Annotated in this window: 16 protein-coding genes and 3 pseudogenes; 13 read left to right on the forward strand and 6 right to left on the reverse strand. The window is 57.5% G+C overall.

Annotated features, from left to right (window positions below; genetic code table 11):
• Nucleotide 1 precedes the first annotated feature (1 nt).
• The 3 genes and pseudogenes from LRS56_15460 to LRS56_15470 form a co-directional block, all read right to left on the reverse strand.
• On the reverse strand, nt 2–1,303 hold the full coding sequence (locus LRS56_15460; GenBank protein ID WDU60323.1) for an HlyD family type I secretion periplasmic adaptor subunit: 1,302 nt from the start codon (nt 1,301–1,303) through the stop codon (nt 2–4).
• On the reverse strand, nt 1,300–3,051 hold the full coding sequence (locus tag LRS56_15465; protein ID WDU60324.1) for a type I secretion system permease/ATPase: 1,752 nt from the start codon (nt 3,049–3,051) through the stop codon (nt 1,300–1,302). Before LRS56_15465 ends, LRS56_15460 begins: the two co-directional genes overlap by 4 nt.
• A 98-nt stretch (nt 3,052–3,149) precedes the next feature.
• Nucleotides 3,150–4,999: pseudogene (locus LRS56_15470) on the reverse strand (polyurethanase).
• A 432-nt stretch (nt 5,000–5,431) separates the two neighbouring features.
• Here LRS56_15470 and LRS56_15475 point away from each other — a divergent pair.
• From LRS56_15475 to LRS56_15490, 4 genes are all read left to right on the forward strand, one after another.
• A complete protein-coding gene (locus LRS56_15475) occupies nt 5,432–5,737 on the forward strand; it encodes a putative quinol monooxygenase (protein WDU60325.1) in 306 nt (101 codons plus the stop codon).
• A 23-nt stretch (nt 5,738–5,760) separates the two neighbouring features.
• Entirely contained in the window at nt 5,761–6,747 is a 987-nt protein-coding gene (locus LRS56_15480) for an oxidoreductase (GenBank protein ID WDU60326.1), read from the forward strand.
• Between the two features lie 72 nt (nt 6,748–6,819).
• Nucleotides 6,820–7,674, forward strand: a complete 855-nt coding sequence (locus LRS56_15485) for an alpha/beta hydrolase (GenBank protein ID WDU60327.1) — start codon at nt 6,820–6,822, stop codon at nt 7,672–7,674.
• A 62-nt stretch (nt 7,675–7,736) separates the two neighbouring features.
• Nucleotides 7,737–8,060 (forward strand): SDR family oxidoreductase, encoded by a 324-nt coding sequence (locus tag LRS56_15490; protein WDU60328.1) that lies wholly within the window; start codon nt 7,737–7,739, stop codon nt 8,058–8,060.
• A gap of 56 nt (nt 8,061–8,116) precedes the next feature.
• Here LRS56_15490 and LRS56_15495 read toward each other — a convergent pair whose 3' ends face one another.
• Complete coding sequence (locus tag LRS56_15495; protein ID WDU60329.1) at nt 8,117–9,091, reverse strand: AraC family transcriptional regulator; 975 nt, start codon at nt 9,089–9,091, stop codon at nt 8,117–8,119.
• 240 nt (nt 9,092–9,331) lie between these two features.
• Between LRS56_15495 and LRS56_15500 the strand changes: the two genes are divergently transcribed.
• The 4 genes and pseudogenes from LRS56_15500 to LRS56_15515 all read left to right on the forward strand — a co-directional run bounded on the left by LRS56_15500 (nt 9,332) and on the right by LRS56_15515 (nt 13,237).
• The gene (locus LRS56_15500; protein WDU60330.1) at nt 9,332–9,865 is read left to right on the forward strand and encodes a 2,4'-dihydroxyacetophenone dioxygenase family protein; all 534 of its coding nucleotides are present in this window, start codon (nt 9,332–9,334) and stop codon (nt 9,863–9,865) included.
• Nucleotides 9,866–9,888: 23 nt separating this feature from the next.
• A pseudogene (locus LRS56_15505) lies at nt 9,889–11,131 on the forward strand (MFS transporter).
• A 61-nt stretch (nt 11,132–11,192) separates the two neighbouring features.
• Nucleotides 11,193–12,461 (forward strand): carbohydrate porin, encoded by a 1,269-nt coding sequence (locus tag LRS56_15510; protein WDU60331.1) that lies wholly within the window; start codon nt 11,193–11,195, stop codon nt 12,459–12,461.
• Between the two features lie 51 nt (nt 12,462–12,512).
• A pseudogene (locus tag LRS56_15515) lies at nt 12,513–13,237 on the forward strand (SDR family oxidoreductase).
• Between the two features lie 36 nt (nt 13,238–13,273).
• Here the strand turns inward: LRS56_15515 and LRS56_15520 are convergent.
• A complete protein-coding gene (locus LRS56_15520; GenBank protein ID WDU60332.1) occupies nt 13,274–13,861 on the reverse strand; it encodes a TetR family transcriptional regulator in 588 nt (195 codons plus the stop codon).
• A gap of 147 nt (nt 13,862–14,008) precedes the next feature.
• Between LRS56_15520 and LRS56_15525 the strand changes: the two genes are divergently transcribed.
• The 3 genes from LRS56_15525 to LRS56_15535 all read left to right on the forward strand — a co-directional run bounded on the left by LRS56_15525 (nt 14,009) and on the right by LRS56_15535 (nt 17,294).
• Complete coding sequence (locus LRS56_15525) at nt 14,009–15,109, forward strand: alkene reductase (GenBank protein WDU60333.1); 1,101 nt, start codon at nt 14,009–14,011, stop codon at nt 15,107–15,109.
• A 59-nt stretch (nt 15,110–15,168) separates the two neighbouring features.
• Nucleotides 15,169–15,957 (forward strand): SDR family oxidoreductase, encoded by a 789-nt coding sequence (locus LRS56_15530; protein ID WDU60334.1) that lies wholly within the window; start codon nt 15,169–15,171, stop codon nt 15,955–15,957.
• A 338-nt stretch (nt 15,958–16,295) separates the two neighbouring features.
• On the forward strand, nt 16,296–17,294 hold the full coding sequence (locus tag LRS56_15535) for an NADP-dependent oxidoreductase (protein ID WDU60335.1): 999 nt from the start codon (nt 16,296–16,298) through the stop codon (nt 17,292–17,294).
• A gap of 392 nt (nt 17,295–17,686) precedes the next feature.
• On the opposite strand, the gene LRS56_15540 is transcribed toward LRS56_15535, so the two are convergent.
• On the reverse strand, nt 17,687–18,580 hold the full coding sequence (locus LRS56_15540) for an alpha/beta hydrolase (GenBank protein ID WDU60336.1): 894 nt from the start codon (nt 18,578–18,580) through the stop codon (nt 17,687–17,689).
• 164 nt (nt 18,581–18,744) lie between these two features.
• Between LRS56_15540 and LRS56_15545 the strand changes: the two genes are divergently transcribed.
• A complete protein-coding gene (locus tag LRS56_15545; protein WDU60337.1) occupies nt 18,745–19,425 on the forward strand; it encodes a TetR/AcrR family transcriptional regulator in 681 nt (226 codons plus the stop codon).
• 355 nt (nt 19,426–19,780) lie between these two features.
• Nucleotides 19,781–20,497, forward strand: a complete 717-nt coding sequence (locus tag LRS56_15550; protein WDU60338.1) for a Crp/Fnr family transcriptional regulator — start codon at nt 19,781–19,783, stop codon at nt 20,495–20,497.
• The last annotated feature ends 188 nt before the right edge of the window (nt 20,498–20,685 follow it).

Consider the following 20,685-nt stretch of genomic DNA (forward strand, 5'->3'; position numbering starts at 1 on the left):
CTCATTCCTCGGTCAACGCTGAGCCGGCGCGGTCGAGCAGCGGCTTGAACAGGTAGTTGAGCAACGACCGCTCGCCGGTGCGCACAAACATCTCGGCGGGCATGCCCGGCTTGATCACCAGGCCGTGGAGTTTTTCCAGCGCGGCGTCGCTGACCGTGGTGCGCAGCACGTAATACGGCGCGCCGGTTTTTTCATCGAGCATCTGGTCGGCGGAAATCAGGCTGACCTCACCCGGCACGCGGGGTGTGCGGCTTTGGTTGAAGGCGGTGAAGAGGATATCGACTGGCAAGTGCGTGCCGACCTTGTCCACCAGATGCACCGGCAAATGCCCTTCGACTTCCAGGCGCGTGCCTTGGGGCACGATTTCCAGCAGGGTTTCACCGGCACGCACCACCGCGCCCTCGGTGTGCACGCTGAGATTGACCGCGATGCCATCCGCCGGGGCGTTGATCTCGCTGTGTTGCAGGTCAAACCCGGCCGAGGTGAGTTGCTGCTCCAGGGTCAGGCTGCGCAGTTGCGCGTCGGCCAGTTGGCTGCGCACTTCCTTCTGGTATTCCTCGCTGTGCTGCTGCAATTTCAGCCGCGATTCGAGGATGCCCTGCTCCACGCGGCCACTTTCGCCGGTGTTCTGCGCCAGGTCCTGTTGCACCTGGGACAGCTGGCGTTGGTACTCCATCAACCGGTTGCGCGGGATGTAGCCGTTGTCGGCCAAGGGTTGCAGGTTGCTCAGTTGGTCGCGCAGGGATTGGGCCTGGGCGGTCAAGTCGCTGCGGGCACGGCGCATGCCAGCGAGTTGCGCGGTGGCGCCGTCGATATTGGCGCGAATCCCTGCCTGTTCACGGGCAAAGGCCTCACGGCGGCTGCTGAACAGTTGGCGCTGGCCTTCCAGCACCAGCGCCAGGGCTGGGTCGGGGTTGGCACTCAGCTCGGCCGGAAAGGTGATGCTGGATTGGTTATCGCGCTCGCTCTGCCAGCGGGCCACACTGGCCCAGGCCATGCGGTACTGGGCCTGCAACGACTGCACATCAGCCTGGTTCTGGGTCTGGTCGAGGCGAAACAGCGGCTGGCCCTGTTTCACCAGCTCGCCCTCCTTCACCAGAATCCGGCTGACCACGCCGGGGCTGAAGGTTTGCACCGCCTTGCGTTTGCCCGACACCACCACCGTGCCTTGTACCGGAATGCCCTGATCCAGGGGCGCCAGGCTGGCCCACAGGAAAAATCCACCGGCGCAGAGTACCGTCAGCCACCAGCCCAAACGCACGAAAAAACCCGCGTCGCGTTGCTCAAAAGTGATGCTGCTCATGCGCCTGGATTCCTTCCGGCTTGGTACTGACGACTGAAACTCACCCCGGGCTTTTCCTTGGGCGCCTCCTGCTGGCCGGACAACGCGCGCAGCACCTCCTGGCTCGGCCCGAATGCCTGCAAGTGCCCTTCGCTGAGGACCAGCAGCTTGTCGGCCTGGGCCAGCGCCGAAGAACGGTGAGTGACCAACACCACGCTGCTGCCCTGGGCCTTCATCTGCACGATGGCGCTGGCCAGCGCTGCTTCACCAACGGTATCGAGGTTGGAGTTGGGTTCATCCAGCACGATCAGGCGCGGCCCGCCGTACAGCGCACGTGCCAGGGCCACCCGTTGTTTCTGGCCGCCGGACAGGCCGCCGCCGTTGTCGCCCAGCAGCGTGTCGTAGCCTTGCGGCAGGCGCAGGATCAGTTCATGCACGCCGGCCTGTTGCGCGGCGCGCACCACTTGCTCAGGGTCGGCCTCGCGAAAGCGCGCGATGTTGTCGGCAATGCTGCCGCTGAACAGCTCGATGTCCTGGGGCAAATAGCCGATATGCGGGCCGAGGTCGTCGCGGTCCCAGCGATGAATGTCCGCGCCATCCAGGCGCACGCTGCCCGCCAGCGTCGGCCACACCCCCACCAGCACACGCGCCAGGGTGGATTTGCCGGAGCCCGACGCGCCCAGCACACCGAGCACCTCGCCTGCGCCGAGGTTGAAGCTGACCTGATGCAGGATGGGCATGCGCTGCCCGGGCGGGCCGGCACTGACCTGTTCGAAACTCACCTGCCCTTTGGGCGCCGGCAGCTTCATCTGCTGCACTTCCGGTGGAAACTCGCGCAGTAAGTCATCCAGCCGCTGGTAGGCCAATTTGGCCGAACTCCACTGCTTCCACACCGCAATCAACTGATCGATGGGGCTCAGCACGCGGCCCATCAGGATCGAGCCGGCGATCATCATCCCGGCCGTCATATCGCCCCTGATCACCAGCAGTGCGCCCAGCCCCAGCACCAGCGATTGCAGGCACAGGCGCAGGGATTTGCTCAGGGAGGTGATCACCGAGCCGGTATCGCTGGCGCTGTTCTGCAAGCCTAGAAACTGCGAATGCACGGCGAACCAGCGCGTGCGCAACGCGCCCAGCATGCCCATGGCCTGGATAGTCTCGGCATTGTGCAAATGGCTGGTGGCTAACTGGGTCGATTGTTGGGAGTAACCGCTGGCTTCGCCCAATGGTTTTTTGGTCAGGTATTCATTCAGGCACGCCAGGCCGATCAACAGCAGCGCGCCGGCGGTGGCCAACACGCCGAGCCAGACGTTGAACAGGAAAATCACAAATAGATAGATGGGAAACCACGGCGCATCAAAAAACGCGAACAGTGCCGGTCCGGTGATGAATTGGCGGATATGGGTCAGGTCGCCCAAGGACTGCCCCGCATGCCCTTGGCCGCGCTGCAGGTTGCGTTCGAACGCGGCCTTGTACACGCGCAAGTTGAAGCGCCGCTCCAACTGGCTACCAATACGGATCACGATAAAACTGCGGATGACTTCCAGCAGGCCAATAAACGCAAAGAACCCCACGACCATCAGCGTCAACATCACCAGAGTGGTTTCATTCTGGGAGGACAGCACGCGGTCATACACTTGCAGCATGTAAATCGACGGCACCAGCATCAGCAAGTTAATCAATGCTGTAAAGCAGCCAATACTGATCAAGATGCTCTTGTATTCGCCAAGCGTTTTAAAGAAGGGAACATGGGGAGTGGTCTTAGCCATGTTGCTTAATTTCCCTGAGCTATTGGGTAGTTGTGAGGAGTCAGGAAACGCGTTGTTCTCCCGACTCCCTAGATAGATCTCCCTCAGCTATTACGACGTCAAGTGATCGTAATTCCATCGGCTGACAAGTTGCCCACCCCAACTCCCACCAAGGTCACTGAACTGTTGCCAAAGCTCAATACCGTATCATTCCCGACCGTTTGGGCATGATCTTGTAAGCTGTAATGCTCTCCCACTCCTTCAGCGCCAATAAAAACCAACTTATCAGTAGTTTTGTAGTCGACAATGCGGTCTTGACCAAAATTACCAGTGAACAGGAAGGTGTTCGTCCCCGCCCCCCCTTTAAGCAGATCATTGCCGGCACCGCCGACCAGCACATCATTGCCCTTGCCCCCGATAAGCTGGTCGTTGCCATCCAGGCCAAACAACCAGTCACCGCCGTCATGGGCGATGAGCACGTTGTTACCAAAGTCCCCTTTGACCGATGACGCGTAAGCCGTCAGGTCTGTACCTGCCAACAGGCCTTTATCGGTGACGCTATGGGTCACGTTTTTACTAAAGAGGATCCAGCTGCTTTCCTTACTCACTACCGCGCCGATGTCCTCGGTAATGCTGATGCCTGCGTAGGCATCACGCACGTACAAGGTCCCTGCACCATCATTGGCGAAGGAGTAGCTCTTCACCGACTGCTGCAAGTCCAGGGTATTGTGACCACCGCCGCCAAGAATGATGTTGTAGCCGCCGCCGTCACGGAAGGTGTCGTCACCGGCGCGCCCTTCAAGATAATCGTTGCCCTTGCCCCCTTGAATCAGGTCGGCCCCATCGGTGCCGATGATGAAGGTACTACCTTTATGGGGCTCGGCATTACGGTTGAGATCCTGAACCCAGGTAGTTTTCGCGGCAGGGTCAGACAGGTTAGCAACGATGACGGTCGAATCTCTGCTGGTCAGGTCGTAGAACTTCGACTCCAGGATGCGAGTCATTCCATTGTTGTATCCGGAAGTTATGGCCACGTGAGTGGACCACGCTGCCAGGTTGAGGATGGAATTTGGCAACACATTCCACAGGTCCGAAGCGTAGTAATCATTAAAGCTGACGATGTTGTCAGTCGATGACTGCTGCGGTTTGTCATGTACGCCTAGCGATGAAGAATTTAGCGAGTAACCATCGTTTAACCTGAACACTGGGTCTTGTTCATATCCAACGTTCAGCACTTTGCCTGTGGCGCTCTGGTTCAAGGACGCATAAGCCACATAGTTGGCATTTTGATAAAAACCGGACCAATGATCATTACTCAGGTCAGCCATGCTATTGACCGCTGCCCCCCAAGGCTATGGCCGCTGACTACCACATCCTGGCCGCTCAGCCCATTGGCCTGGGCATAAGCGGCCACGTTACCCAGTAACTTGCCAAAAGCCTCATTAGTATAATTTTTGGCACTCGTTGGGTCGAAGCCGACCGCTAAGTCGTTGATCGCATCGCCAAGAGTATCGCTAATCAATGATTCCCTTGGTCCGGACGTGCCACGAAAAGAGATACCGATGCTGGTGAGCCTACCTGCTTCGTCATACTTACCGAGCACTTCGGCCTGGGCAGTGGTGTAACCAGACGCCTCACCGAAGAAAGTCCCTCTCTGATCAACCTTGCCTTCATAAGATAGGGTGGTAGCGCTGATGGGATTCCAGCCTGCGGCTTTGACCGATGCCAGGGCAGCTTTTTCTGAGTCGGGGTTCCAGGGAATACCCGGTACCAGACCTTGGGAGTCATTGCTTCCAATCACTGCTGTGACGAGTGTCGCTGGAAGTCCAAAGCCTAGGCCGTACTGCTGGTAACCAGCGGAGTAACCGCTATCAATATTGTGATAGGAGTACACCATTATGGCCATGGCATCGGCAAACAGTGCTTTGGAGCTCTCGGTGCCGAGGTTTTTGTAGTCAAATATTCCCATGTGAGTACGTCCTATTATTTTTATTTTTCAGGATTAGTCATGTGTAAAAACAATCAATCGACAGCAACGATCTAGAGGTCCGAGTACAACCGACACCAAAAAGAAATGCCGCGAGGCATTGACGCGATCTCAACGATACGCCCCCGATTTGCCGGCTCTCAGCTTTGGCACCTTCGTTCCAAAAACTCCCTAGGCACGCCATCTAACTCCACAGCTCATATTGATGTCAATCGCAATCAAAAATATTGACAACCAAGATTATGATCGACATCATTAAGAATCTTGCCTCGGGAAGAGTTCTCGATTGCTCTACCCGTAACGCACGTACCTGCCCTCCTGTCAGGCGCCCCCCTTGCTTCTTGAAGCGCCGCGCCCGCAGGTCTTCAGACCAAACGGCAGAAAACCCTTCGAGTTCAATCAACGGAGAACGTCATGTCTGAGCAATATGCACTGTGTGTCATCCTGCCCGTGAAGGCGGAACATGCCGACGAGTTCGCGTTCATGGTCCAGGAAAACGTCGCCGGGACGCGCAATGACAAGGGCGTCATCACCTTCAATTTCCATCAGGTGGTCGCAGAGACGACCTGGATCCTTTACGAGATCTGGGAAAGCAAGGCAGATTCCGATGCTCACCAGCGAAAGCCTGAAGTCCAAGCCTTCTTTGCAAAGGCCCCCCGATTACTCGCGGGCGAACCCAAAGTTTTCCAGCTGGGTCAACTCATTCAGCACAACGCATAGGGTCACCTGACCAGGAGAAGACGATGACATTCAAGGCACTGCTCGCCAGCAAGACAGGCGACACCATTTCAACCAACTTGGTCGACTTTGAGGACGAGGATCTGATGCCGGGCGACGTCACCGTCGCGGTCGAGTATTCAACGGTAAACTATAAGGATGCAATGGCGCTCAGTGGCCGGTCACCGATCATTAGTAAGTTTCCGCTGATCCCGGGCATCGACTTTGCCGGTATCGTAGAATCATCGACTTATCCCGGCATCGTGGCTGGCGACCGTGTACTCGCCAACGGCTGGGGACTCAGTCAGACCCACCACGGTGGCTTCGCCCAGAAGGCGCGGGTGAGCGGTGATTGGTTGGTGAAAATTCCCACAGCCTTTTCGTCCCGCGATGCCATGGCTATCGGCACAGCAGGATACACCGCGATGCTGGCCGTGCTGGCGCTGGAGCATGGCGGCCTGACGCCTGAGCGCGGCGATATCCTGGTGACGGGTGCCAATGGTGGCTCTGGATCGGTGGCAATCGCCCTGCTGTCCAAACTGGGCTATCGCGTGATCGCATCGACCGGGCGGCTTGATGAAGTCGATTACCTGCGCGCGCTTGGCGCACACGAGATCATTGACCGTAACACCTTGTCCGCACCGGGCGCACCGATTTCCAAAGAACGCTGGGCGGGCGCCATTGACTCGGTCGGCAGCCATACGTTGGCTAACGTGCTCGCACAGACCCGGTATCGTGGCGTGGTCGCGGCGTTCGGGCTTGCACAGGGCTTAGATCTGCCCGCCACGGTGCTCCCATTCATCCTGCGCAACATCACCCTTGCCGGCATTGACTCGGTCAACGCGCCGCAGCACATACGGCTGCAGGCTTGGTCGCGCCTTGCCAGTGACTTGGATCTGGACAAGCTTGCCCGAACCTCGAAGGTGGTTGGCCTCGCCGATGTTTCTAACGTCGCAAGCGGTGTGCTCGCAGGGAAGGTTCAGGGGCGCACTATCGTCGATGTGAACGCGTGACCGTCAATTTGGCGGCACTTCACTGCTCTCGATTCGCCGCGCGACATGAGACTCAAAAGAGAAGATGCGCCCATGAATAAGCATCCAGGATTGAGTATGGCCTATATAGAAACGCCCACTCGATCGATTGACGTTGGCGGAACTGCATTCGCGTACAGAGACCTAGGGCCGCGCAGTGGCGTGCCACTGATCCTGCTCAACCACTGGGGCGCGGTTCTGGACAACATCGACCCACGAATCGTCGATGGCCTTGCCTGCACGCATCGCATCATCGCCATCGACTATCAGGGGATCGGCTCTTCAGGCGGAACCGCACCTGTGACCGTCGATGCGATGGCCCGGGATGTGATTGCGCTCATCGAAGCACTAGGCTTTAAGAAGGTCGATTTGCTCGGCTTTTCCCTAGGCGGGTTCGTGGCACAGGATATCGTGCTCAAAGTCCCTGGGATGGTTCGGCGCCTCATACTGACCGGTACAGGACCGGCGGGCGGCAAAGGAATCGACAAGGTTGGTATGGTTTCCTGGCCGCTCATACTCAAGGGCTTGTTGACCCTGCGAGATCCGAAGATCTACCTGTTCTTTACTTCCACACCAAATGGTCGGCAAGCCGCGAAAGCCTTCGTAGAGCGGCTGAAAGAACGCAAAATGGATCGCGACAAAGGGCCGACGCCCGGCGCGTTCCTTCGCCAATTGAAGGCGATCCAGGCGTGGGGACGGCAGGCACCCCAGGATCTGAGCCGCATCCGAGTCCCAGTACTGATCGCCAATGGTGACAACGACATCATGGTGCCCACGGTGAACAGTGACGACTTGGCACGTCGGATTCGTGGTTCACAACTTATCATCTACAAAGATGCCGGGCATGGCGGAATTTTCCAGTATCACAACGAGTTCGTGTTCGCGGCGTTACGCTTCCTCAATGACTGAAGCGATGCAAAGACGACTATCAAACCGCACCATGAACCCAGGGCCAGACCGCGAGCCCGCTGATGTGTTGTTCCAACTCAGGGAACAATGCCTTCATCGATTTAACGCCGCTGTCCTCTGAGCAGTTCGAGGCCGGGTATGCCCACTTCGCTGCAGCTAAAGCGGGATTGCGCATGATTGCGCAGAGCATGGCTCGCGAGTACAGCCCGAAGGGGATCCACGTCGCGCATGTTGTTATCGACGGCGGCATCCTTGGCGACCGGCTTCAGGCCGCCTTTCCTGACAGAGTCAACCTGGCCGCGGCAGACGGTCTGCTTGGCTATGACGCTATCGCCGAGAACTACTGGATGCTGCACCGCCAGCCGAGATCGGCCTGGACGCAGTAGCTGGACCTGAGGCCCTTTAAGGAAAACTGGTAACTGCGTCGGCCGAAGCCCGGGCGCTATACGCCGACCGACGAAGCGCGCACGTCGCTGGGCGTGCGTCCATAGTGCGCCTTGAAGGCTCTGGCGAAATGCGCCTGGCTGGTGAACCCTTGGCGATAGGCGACCTCGGCAATGTCCAGCCCGCGACTGTCCGCCTGGCTCAGCAGACGGAACGCTCCCTGTAAGCGCTTTTCCAAAATAAAACGATGGGGTTGTGTGTCTTCCAGAGCAAATAGCCTGGCCAGGTGTCGTGTGGAGACGCCGGTTTGATGAGCCACCCGCTCACAACTCAATGCAGGGTCGGACAGTTGCTCGAGGATGCATTGCTTGGCGGCCAACAAGTAGGACGCACTGAGTGCGTTGATCCGGCGGTTGCCCATCTGACCCGCAATGATAGTCCCCAGCAGCTCAAGAGCATCCTCTTGATAATTGTCCGCCCCTTGGCTGAGCGGCTGCTCGAAAAAACCGCCGGTGCGCTCACTCAATGTCCTTAGCAGTAAACGCTGTGTGCCGGTGTGTGCACTGATCTTCACGGCGTGATCAAAGCGGCGCAGACAGCGGGAGGCAAACACGTCCTGGGGGATATCGAAGATAAACTTGTGCATCGAAGCGGAGAAGCCGAACAGGTAGGGCTTGTCGGTGCGATACACCATCATCTCGCCCGGTTCCAGCAGATGGCAGTTGCCGTTCTGAAAGAAAAACGACGCACTGCCCATGACCAGCGATACGAACACCGACTCTTTGGGCACGGTGCGAATCATTGAACCATCACGCTCGATGACGTGTTGGGTACCGGCAATATGGGCGACCCGCAGCCGGTCCAGACTCAGATTGTCCTCCCGCGCGCTGAACCCGGTTTCGCTGAAGGAAGAGCACTTCAGGCCGACCAGCGTCGATGCGTTGTACTGCTCCCAAAATGCCACGCGCTGATCCAGCGGAAGGTCATCGGTACTGGCACGCTGGGTATCAAGCAAGGCGACGGTTCGGGTCATTTTTTTATTCTCGTTTTTATTGACTACTCGGCCCCACACAAGGCGGATTACGGGGCCTGCAGCGCCCCATTAACCGCCGACCCAGGCACGCTGTCAATCGGTAGCCGATACAAAACCACGGCAACCGATGAACTGAAAATATCCGTCCGATTCAGACAACAATGACGTCAGTTTCGATCAAACCGTTGCGCCCCGTTCTCCCTAAAGTGGCCCCTGTATTCCAACAATCAGAGGCCCAACATGCCCGAATTAGCCCGCAACGAATTTTGGAAAGACCTGCAGCCCATCGCGAACTGCTTCAAGCCCGACGCCAAGCCTGAGGTTTACCTGCCGAATGCCGCCAGCGATGATCTGCGGCTCTACGTGCCTTTCACCGAGACGGTTTCTTCACGCCCTCTGTGGATCTCCCCCAGCGAAAACCGCTGGTGCGACATCTTGATGTCCAGCCATGCCGGCCTGGTCAATCGCCACTACCACCCGCACGAAGTGTTCGCCTACACCCTGTCGGGCAAGTGGGGCTACCTGGAGCACGACTGGACCGCCACCGCCGGTGATTTCGTTTATGAGACGCCCGGCGAGGGTCACACCTTGGTGGCCTATGAACACGAGGAACCCATGCGCGTGTTCTTCATCGTCAAGGGGCCGCTGATCTGGCTCGACGAGCACGGCGAATCCACCGGCTACTTCGACGTGCACTCCTACATCGCCCTGTGCCGTGAACATTACGAAAAGGTCGGACTGGGCGCTGATGCAGTGGACCGTCTATTCCGTTAAACCCCGTGCTGCGGAGAACCGTCATGGCTCACAAAAACAATAAAGCCAGTTATGAAAATGTCCTGCTCTGCGTGTTGTTCCTGACGTTTGGTTTTGTGTTTTTCGATCGTCTAGCGCTGTCGTTCCTGTTTCCGTTCATGGCTGAAGAGCTGCATCTGAGCAACAGTCACCTCGGCATGTTGTCTTCGGTGCTGGCCTTGGCCTGGGCGATTTCCGGCACGCTGGTCGGCGCGTGGTCAGATCGCCGGGGGGTGCGCAAGCCGCTGCTGATCGCGGCGGTCATCCTCTTCTCGCTGTGCTCGGCCCTCTCTGGGCTGGTCGCGGGATTCCTTAGCCTGTTGCTGTTTCGCGCCATCATGGGGTTGGCCGAGGGGCCCATCCTGCCGTTGTCTCAATCGATGATGGTGGAGGCGTCATCGCCGCATCGCCGGGGCTTGAACATGGGCCTGCTGCAAGGTTCGGCAGCGGGTTTGTTGGGCGCGGTGATCGGCCCTCCGGTGTTGATTGCCCTGGCCGAGGCTTATGGCTGGCGACATGCGTTCATTGTGTCGCTGCTGCCAGGACTGCTGATCGCATGGCTTATCTGGCGCTATGTGCGTCAGGATGAACCTCGTCAGGCTCCAGTGAGTGACGTCAAACTCGCCGGGCAGCGCCTGGCATTGCTTAGAAGCCGCAACATCGTGCTGTGCACATTGATCAGTTGCGTGTTTCTGACCTGGTTCGTGATCCTGATCTCCTTTACCCCGACGTTTCTGGTCAGCGTCCGCGGTTACAGCGCGCCGAGCATGGGCACGATCATGAGTTGCCTGGGTGCGGCATGGGTTGTGTGGGGGTTTGTGGTGCCCAGCATCTCCGACCGTATCGGCCGCCGTCCGACGCTGGTGCTGTTCTCGCTGGTTGCTGCCTGCTGCCCGATAGCCCTGCTATTTGCGCCCTCGCCGATGATACTCGGCGTGCTGATGGTGCTCACCTTCACCGGGCTTGGCTGCTTCACGCTGTTCATGTCCACCATTCCGGCTGAAACCGTCCCGCGTGAAGTCATGGCCACGGCGCTGGGCATGATCATGGGCGTTGGCGAACTGGTGGGAGGGTTCGTGGCGCCGACCGTTGCCGGGTTCGCTGCCGATCAGTTCGGGTTGTCGATTGTAATGTGGATCTCCTGCGGCGGCGCCTTTGCTGGCAGCAGGGCTGTCCCTGCTGCTCAAGGAAACCGCGCCTGGCGTGCTGCAACGCCGATCAATGCAAGCCTGCACACCGCGTGCGTGATCCGAGATCAACACGCTGCTCCATTTGCTCATCACAACAACAATAAAATGAGTCCCAGACCATGCACCCTACTCTTCGTTTGTGCGCGTTTTTATTCCTGGTGTTTACCTACCCCCAAGCCTGGGCACTGGACCGAGAAGGTCCACTGGACGGCCCGGGCGAGCAACTGGCCGGCTACGGTATCCAGCCCCATGTGCAATTCACCAGCCTGTCGATGAAAAACCTCGACACCGGCCCGCGCCCCTACAGCTTCGGCAACAGCGGTGACCTTTACATCGGCGCAGACGTTAACCTCGCCACGCTCAGTGGCCTGGACGGCGCAGCCCTGCATTTCGAACAAACCGTCTTTATCCTCGATAACGGTACCGGCCAACCGACCGGGGGCGAATGGCAAGGTGCCGTCGGCAGCTATTTTGGCGGTGCGCCCTTGCACAATGACATCGCCAGCAATCAGTTGAGCCTGTTGACCTACGAGCAAAAATGGCTCGATGGTCAGCTCGACCTGCACGTCGGACGGACCAATGGCCGGCGGTACTTCTACATCTATAACTGCGAAACGGGGGTCACCTGCAACGACCCGATCCTGGACGCCTCAAGCGGCATGTTGCCGCCGCCCTTCGGTGCCTGGGGCGGCTATCTGAAGTATCAAGTGAACCCGCGTTTTTACGTGCACGCGGGTGCGTTTGAATCCAACCCGGTGGACTACCTGAAAAAGCGCAAAGGCCTGGACTTCAGCACCGACGACGCGAGTGGCACCAGCTTTCTGCTGGGCATTGGCAGCAAGCCGGGCGATGACACCACCCAGTACGAATTGAACGCGTATTTCAACTCGTCCAACCAGGTCGACCCCTTGACGGGTGCCAGCGACCACGGCACGGCCGGCGGCTTCTTCAAGTTTCGCCAGACGCTCTGGCGCGGCGGGCAGCAAGGCGTGCAGGTATTCGGCTCGCTGTCGGCGGCGGCTGACGATAAACAACCCTTCAGCCATTTCGCCGAAGCTGGGCTGACCTACCTTGCCCCCTTTGATCGGGCGCAGGACAAGCTCAATCTCAAAGCCAGTTACCTGCAAGTCAACGACCATCAGTTGCAGTTCCAACAACGCCTGCGCACGGCGGCCGGTGGCGATCCTGAGTTGGGTGAGCGCAATGTCTACGCCGTGGAAGCCAACGGCCACTTTGCCTTGACCCGCCACCTGGCGATCGAACCGAGCATCCAGTACATCATCAACCCGGACAACTTCTACAACCCGGGCGCGACGCAATTGAGCAACAACGGTTTTGTGGTTGGCCTGCTGGTGGTGCTGGATGTGGGTTCGGTACTGGGTCTGTAAGCCGGTGCCTTGAATAAAGCGTTTAACTGACTCCGTGAGGTAATGATGACTATGTTCAGCAGCACTCTGTTTGAAGGCAAGGTCGCGCTCGTCAGCGGCGGGACATCAGGGATTGGCCAGGCGACCGCCGAGTATCTGGCCCGGCATGGCGCCAGGGTCGTGGCGATCGGCTTGGGCGCCGACGCGACAATCGTCGCCGACGGGGTTGAGCTTGATCTTCGCGAAATTAACGTCACCGACGATCAAGCGCTCAAAGGCGTGATCCAAGGCCTGGACCGTCTGGATATTCTGGTACCGGCTGCGGGAGGCACCCTGGGCGAAAAGGAGATGGAGTGGGACGCCTTCAACCAGGTGTTGTCGGTGCAACTCAACGCTGTCTACCGCCTTATCAACCTGGCGTACCCATTGCTGGCCAGGCAAGGTGGGTCGATCATTAACATCGCGTCGATGTTCTCCTACTTTGGCGGGGGAAACTCGTGGCTTACTCGGCAGCCAAAGGCGCGATTGTCCAGATCACGAAGTCCCTGGCGGAGGCCTACGCCCCTGACAACATTCGCGTCAACGCTGTAGCGCCGGGATGGATTACCACCCCACTGCTGGCGAAAATCGATGATCAACCGAGGATAGATCGCCTGCTGTCGCGCACGCCCATGAAACGCTTCGGCAGTGCTGAGGAGGTCGCCAAGGTGATTGCCTTCCTGGCTTCAGATGCGGCGTCATTTGTAACCGGTGTGGTGCTGCCGGTGGATGGCGGTTACCTGACCACCGCTATCTGAAGTCAGCATCGCCTCACAGGCGCGCCTTGATTCACCCTACGACTCGCTCGATGGCGATACAGGCAAAGCAGCAGTCATACGAGCGTGGCAAACCTCAAGTATTTCATCGGAAAGCGGCGAGTCATCCGGACAAGCGCGCGACAACATGACCGCGCCAACAGCATGGGCGAGGATGTCGATCATCTTCGCCCTTACCTCGCCCGGCGCAGCTTCTTCGGCGGTTGGATATCTTTCTCCCAGCGCGCTCAATGTGCGCTCTATGCCATCGGCGAATGAGCCTCGCAACTCGTCCGATTGACGCGCCGCGTCTGCGCACAACGCTGCCATGGTGCAACCATCGCCACGCCCGTCGCGGTGGTCCCTCGAAAGGTACAAATCGATAAACCCCTGCACATCGAGCGATTCGGCATTAGACAGCGATCGAGCGAGGCTGTTGGCCGAAGCTTCGGCCATCAACTCAGCCTTGGAGCCGAAATGTTTGTAGAAACCTCCATGGGTGAGTCCGGCAGCCGCCATTAGATCCACCAAACCTACACCGTCAAACCCTCGTTCACGAAACAACACAGAGGCCGTCTCGACGATGCGTTCGCGATTTGCCTGCGACTGGGCCTTGGTAACTCTCACCTGCAATACCTCGGGTCAGCTAAAGAATCATGCATCCATAGTACATAGATGTTGATCGCAATCAAATTTATTGACAGTTTAGATTATGATCACCATCATAACGGCAAGCCAAATCCATTTCAGAAACGCCCTCGGAAGACACATCACATGACCGATCAGAATCTGTTTACGCCCTACACGCTTGGCGCCCTCACGCTGTCGAACCGTATCGTCCTCGCGCCGCTGACGCGCAACCGTGCAGGCGCAGGTTTCGTACCCAGCGAATTCGCGGCGACCTATTACAGTCAACGCGCGTCCGCCGGCCTGCTGATTTCAGAAGCCACACAGATCTCTCAACAGGGTCAGGGCTATCAGGACACTCCGGGGATTTACACACAGGCGCAGATAGATGGCTGGCGCACAGTCACCGATGCGGTGCACGCAAAAGGCGGGAAAATTGTGCTGCAGCTGTGGCATGTCGGCCGCGTGTCGCATGTGGACCTGCAGGAAAACGGCGCAGCGCCGGTTGCCCCTTCTGCACTGCGCCCAGCAACCAAAGTATTCGTCAACAACAGCTTTGAGGACGTTTCCGCACCGCGCGCACTGGACATCAGCGAACTGCCCGGCATCGTTAACGATTTCCGCCAAGCCGCCGCAAACGCTATTGCAGCAGGTTTTGATGGGGTAGAGATCCATGGTGCAAATGGCTATTTGCTGGATCAATTCATTAAGGATGGCGCCAACGTACGCACCGATGCCTACGGCGGCACCATCGAAAATCGAGCGCGCTTATTGCTCGAAGTGACGGCCGCGGTCGTCGCCGAAATTGGTGCGGATCGCACGGGTATTCGCCTGTCGCCGGTGTCGCCAGCCAATGGCGTTTCGAGCAGCGATCCGCAGGCGCAGTTCGATTACATCGTCGACCAACTGAATGAAATTGGCATTGTTTATCTGCACGTGGTCGAAGGTGCTACGGGCGGGCCACGTGATGTGGCGCCGTTCGATTTCGGCGCCTTGCGCCAGCGCTTCAAAAATACCTACATCGCCAACAACGGCTATGACGTGGCGCTGGCGACTTCACACGTCAACGACGACAAGGCCGACTTGATCGCCTTCGGTCGTCCCTTCATTGGTAACCCCGACTTGGTGGAACGACTGAAGACCGGTGCGCCGTTAGCCGCCTTCAACCCCGCCACGCTGTATGGCGGCGGCGCGGCGGGCTATATCGACTACCCGACGCTTGCCGAATCGAGCGCTGCTGCGAACTGAGCACACCGTTGTTTTTTGCGCATTACCCCAATCGATATGCTTGAAAAAGAGATGACACCATGACCGCACGCCCTACCGTTCTTATCACTGGCGCCTCCACAGGCATTGGCGCGGTTTACGCCGAGCGCTTTGCCCAACGCGGACACGATCTGGTTCTGGTTGCCCGGGATGCCGCGCGCCTGGAAACACTTGCAGCGAAGTTGCGCAGCGAACACAGCATCGCGATTGATGTGCTTCAGGCTGACCTGACCCAACTCAGCGATCTGGCGAGCGTTGAAGCGCGACTGCGTGATGACGCCCGGATTGGCATCCTCATCAACAATGCCGGTGCGGCGCAGTCCGGCAACTTCATTGACCAGAGCACCGACAGTATCGCGAACCTGGTAGCTCTAAACACTACGGCCCTGGTGCGGCTCGCCAGCGCCATCGCGCCACGCCTGGCCAAAGCAGGTGACGGCGCGATCATCAACATCGGCTCAGTAGTGGGCCTGGCTCCGGAGTTCGGCATGTCGGTCTATGGAGCGACCAAGGCGTTCGCGCTGTTTCTTTCCCAGGGACTGAGCCTGGAACTTTCGCCTCTGGGCGTCTATGTCCAAGCCGTGCTGCCTGCTGCTACTCGCACGGAGATCTGGGATCGCGCGGGTATCGACATCAACACCTTGAACGAAATTATGGAAGTGGGAGATCTGGTCGATGCCGCGTTGATTGGCTTTGATCGCCGCGAGCCAGTGACCATTCCGCCGCTGCAAGAAGGCGAGCGCTGGGACGTCCTGCAAACGGCGCGTCAGGGTCTACTCGCGCAGATCAGGCAGTCGACTGTTGCACACCGCTATACAGCCCAGGCGTAGTCTTTCTGTAATCGCCGCCAGCCAGCTGGGTGCTGAAACCAAGTTAACGGTACCCAGCGCTTGCAATTTGCACGGAGTCACCATGCCCCCCTTGGATACATGCCTACACGCTGGATCACAGGGGCAATTCGTCAAAGCAGCGAACCAAACGATCATGGTTGGCGACACAGCCTTTGCCTATCGGGATATGGGCCCCTTCACGAAATTACCTCTGGTTCTGCTCAACCACTGAGGTGCGGTGCCGGACAACAATTGTCGATGGGTTGGCAAAGAGCCCATAGCAGCAACGCACGGAGCCCCTTCCAACCTTAACTCCAACCTACAAGAGCCGCATCATCATGAAGGCATTTTTAATTGATCGTTATGGCAAGAACGCAGGGCGTATCGGCGAGATAGCCGAGCCCTCGGTGGGCGTCCATGACGTCCTGGTTCAAGTACATGCCAGCAGCGTGAACATGCTGGACTCAAAGATCAGAACAGGCGAGTTCAAACTGCTACTCCCGTATTCATTTCCACTGACACTGGGCAATGACTTGGCCGGGGTTGTGGTGCGGGTAGGTTCCGGAGTGAAACGATTCAAGCCAGGCGATGAAGTCTACGCACGCCCGCCTGAGGAGCGGATCGGGACGTTCGCCGAAATGATTGCAGTGGACGAAAACGCGCTCGCCTTCAAGCCGGTCAATATAAGCATGGCTGAAGCCGCATCCATTCCCTTGGTCGCCCTGACAGCCTGGCAAGTACTGGTTGAAACCGCACACGTGAAGAAAGGCCAGAAAGTGTTAATTCACGCTGGCGCCGGGGGTGTCGGCACCCTTGCCATCCAGCTCGCCAAACACCTCGGGGCCTTTGTCGCAACCACTACCAGCACTGCGAATGTCGAGTGGGTGAAAGCGCTTGGGGCCGACGTGGTCATCGACTACAAACAGCAGAACTTCGAAAGCGTCTTGCGCGATTACGACGTGGTATTGAACAGTTTGGGCGCAGATATTTTAGAGAAATCGCTCAAGGTACTGAAGCCCGGCGGCCAGCTCATCTCCATTTCAGGCCCCCCCACGCCGCAGTTCGCACAAGAGCGAGGGGCAGCGTGGGCGATCAAGCAAGTCATGCGCCTCTTGAGCTATGGCATTCGACGCAAGGCGCGCAAGCAGGGCATCAGCTATGCGTTCGTATTCATGCAGGCACAGGGCGCGCAATTGCAAGAAATCACCAAGCTGGTCGAGTCCGGCGCTCTACGGCCCGTCATCGACCGTACCTACGCGCTTGAGTCAACGGCAGAAGCACTGCGCTACATCGAGCAGGGCAGATCAAAAGGCAAAGTAGTCATCCAGATCAAATAGCTACCCCCCCATCGGAAACAAGGGGTAAGGCAGAAGCGCGCAAAAGGCCGGCAAGATGGAAGTGGATAAAGATAAGTGCGACATCAACGAAAACATTCAATCAATCGTAGCCGAAAGACACGACACAGAAGATAACAGTGACTGTCAGGGTCAAGCGCCAGAACCTGACGAAGCGACGTCTGAGCGTTCACCAACGAATAAAGTGCCTGACGCCACTGCTCCGCCTGTAATCCTCTGGCGTAGCTTGATGCTGCAGCAGTAAAACTGCGACGTCGGATCGCCGGCCCATCAGATTAGGCCCAAAACCTCTCCCGCGCCCTCGTGTGCGCAAGATTCAATGGCGATTTAACTACAGTCGTTGATAGCGCAAACCTGGCTCTATAAGCGGATGGCTAAACGCGTAGAGGATGTTGTGCGATGAACGTGCTCAAACGCTTTGCCACCTCGTCCGGCGCGGAGTCGGGGAAGAAATGACCGCCTGGAATGGCGGCGGCGGCCAAGGTCGCAAAACGCTTAGACCAGGTAGCAGGAATGTCATAGTGTCGAGCCATTGCTCCAGACGCGCCGTAGAGAATCTGCGCGGGGATCGCCATACATTGCTCTTGATCAATCGAGTCGTCAGCGAAATCGACCGCCAGTGCAGCGCGATAGTCGTTGCAAAAACCAGCGATGGTCGCTGGGTCTCTCCATGATTGCCGGTACGCCAACAGTTGCTCAACATTGAAGTCTTCCGGCCCGGCCGCTCCCCATCCGAAAAGACAACTCTCGAAGAAAAAATCCGGATCAGACTCGATCATTCGCTCGGGAAAGGGCGCAGGCTGGGCCAAAAAGAACCAGTGCCAGTAGCTTTGCGCGACCTCCTTGCGCAGATCGGTCAACAGCACCGTCGTTGGCACAATGTCCATCAGCGTGAGGCTGGCTACCGAATCCGGATGGTCGAGCGCCAAGCGATATGCAGCACGAGCGCCACGGTCGTGGCCTACGAGGTGGAACTTTGAATGCCCGAGTGCGCGCATAAGGTCCAATTGATCCAACGCCATGGCGCGGAATCCGTAGTTCGCCAGGCTTGCCAGAGCCATAGGCTTACTCGACGCCCCATATCCGCGCAAATCAGCGCAAACGACCCGATAGCCTTGCGCAACCAATATCGGTGCAATTTCCGCCCAAACCGCCATGGACTGCGGGAAGCCGTGCAGCATCAGTACAGGTTCGCCTTCACCGGCAACCACACACGCGATTTCAACTTCGCCTACGTTGACATGATGCTGCTCGAACCCTTCAAACATAAGTTCTCCTTTGAGGTTTTTACCATCGTCGGTCAGTGGGTAGACCTTGCGTCTGCGCGGATCAAGAGTTTCGCCAGCAGTGTATTTTTCTGCGCCCTTTCGCGGCCCCATCTGCATAGCGATGTTATTTTGTTAAAATAACTTTGTTATGGCACCATCGCAACATGACTGAAAAATCACTTCCCGACGCCCCCATTCGCCTGATCGAGGCGACCATTCGTGTGCTTGCGACCAGAGGCCCATCCGAAGTCAAGGCACGTTCGATATCGACTGAAGCCGGCCTTTCTACGATGGGTGTTTATACCCACTTCGGCGGGGTGCCAGAACTTCTCCATGCAGTCGCTGACGAAGGTTTCAAACGGTTGGCGGCAGCCTTCAAGCGCTTGCCTGTGACGGATGATGCGATAAGCGACTCATGTGCAATCCTCCTGGCGTGCCGCGACTTGGCAAAAAGCAATCCTCATTTGTACGACTTGATGTTTGGCCTTTCGATTGATGGAAGGTATAGCCCCTCACGCGGCACGATGACGTCAATTGCGGGTGGACAATCGGAAGCGTTCAAAGCGACTTATGCGATTGTGATCCAGGCATGTGCGCGTTTGGTGGACGAAAAATGCGTACACAACGTCGATCCGGCGCTCATCGCACCACAGCTATGGAGTGCTGCGCATGGATTCATCATGCTCGAACTCGCAGGCCACTTTGCAGGCATAGCCAAGCCTGCTGAAGAGATCCTGGTGGCGACATGCAACAACATTGTTGTCGGCTTTGGAGCGAATCGCCAAATAGTCGAGTCTTCCACTGCTGGTGTACTTGCCAGATGGGTAAGCTCACCAATGGCTTGAAAACCCGCGCCCCCCAACAGCGCTCACATCTTCGCCGGGCTCTTGGCGATAATTCTGAAGCACAAAACTGTGCTCCTCGCGTGGTGCGCATCTGCTGCCAGCCACTCAATCAGCGTGATAACCGTTAATCCGACCGATTCATAACGCTGTTATTTTCCATCAATAACACTGTTATAGTGCATTCGTAATACGCGGCTTTTGCCGTACGTTTTTCGATAAACACGATGACCGTCGCAGATGCCAGCCTCAAAAAGCTCGACTGACCGGACCTGTCTCGTGTGAGCGACACTTGATTTCCCGGGGCCTATCCGGCCAAGCATTGGAAACACAGCCGCCACGATGGAGCGACTAAACGATGAATGGCTTCAACTGGATAGATCAACTGAACCCTCAATTGCGCAATATCGTTCTGGGCTGTGCCCATCCAAGAACCGTTGCCGACTCGAAGATCCTTTATCAAAAAGGCGACCGAATAACAGAGGTTTTTCAGATCGTTTCCGGAGCCATACGCAAATCCATTCTTACGGAGGACGGTCGAGAGGTTCTGCTCTACATTTATCGACCAGGCGATATCGTTACAGATGCACCGCTAGCTGATGACGAACGCTGTCCCGTCACGCTGACGACACGCGGTGAAACCAAATTAAGAGTTTGGTGGGCGGGTGATTTGAAGCTACTGCGCGAGCAGCACCAGGACATCGAAATAGCCCTGACCCGCCAGCTCAATCTTCGCTTGCGAGTGGCGCTTCAGTTAATCGAGGAGCTCCTGACCTTGCCGGTCGCAGCAAGAATCGCATCCCGTTTCGCTCAACTCAGTGGTCTTCAAATGCCTTCCGATAAAGGGGTCGATCTGCTGCTCTCGCAGGTAGATATAAGCCTCATGGTCGGAAGCACACGACAAAGTGCGAATCGAGCAATCAACGTCCTTAGAAAACTCGGCTTGATAGAAGCGCTCTACGGGAAAATAACTATCAAGGATCTGCAGGGCCTTAATCGCTATGTTCGAGAACATCACCGATCAAGCGAAAAAAAGCTCACACAATGTAATCTGGAAGACGTTTTCTCCTTGTGATACGCCCTACCATCAGTTCCGTAAGTGCCCTAGCCATAACAATAAAACAGGCGCTACCGGAGATTTCCCATGCATGCAAAAACACTCGCTATTATTTCGCAGTCCCTCGTGCCAACGGCACTTCACGGCGCTCACCGTCTCACGCACTACCGCGCCGGCTTCGCTAAAAGCCAGCATGCCCGCCCGAT

The organism is Pseudomonas poae, from assembly GCA_028869255.1.
Taxonomy (GTDB): Bacteria; Pseudomonadota; Gammaproteobacteria; order Pseudomonadales; family Pseudomonadaceae; genus Aquipseudomonas; species Aquipseudomonas poae_C.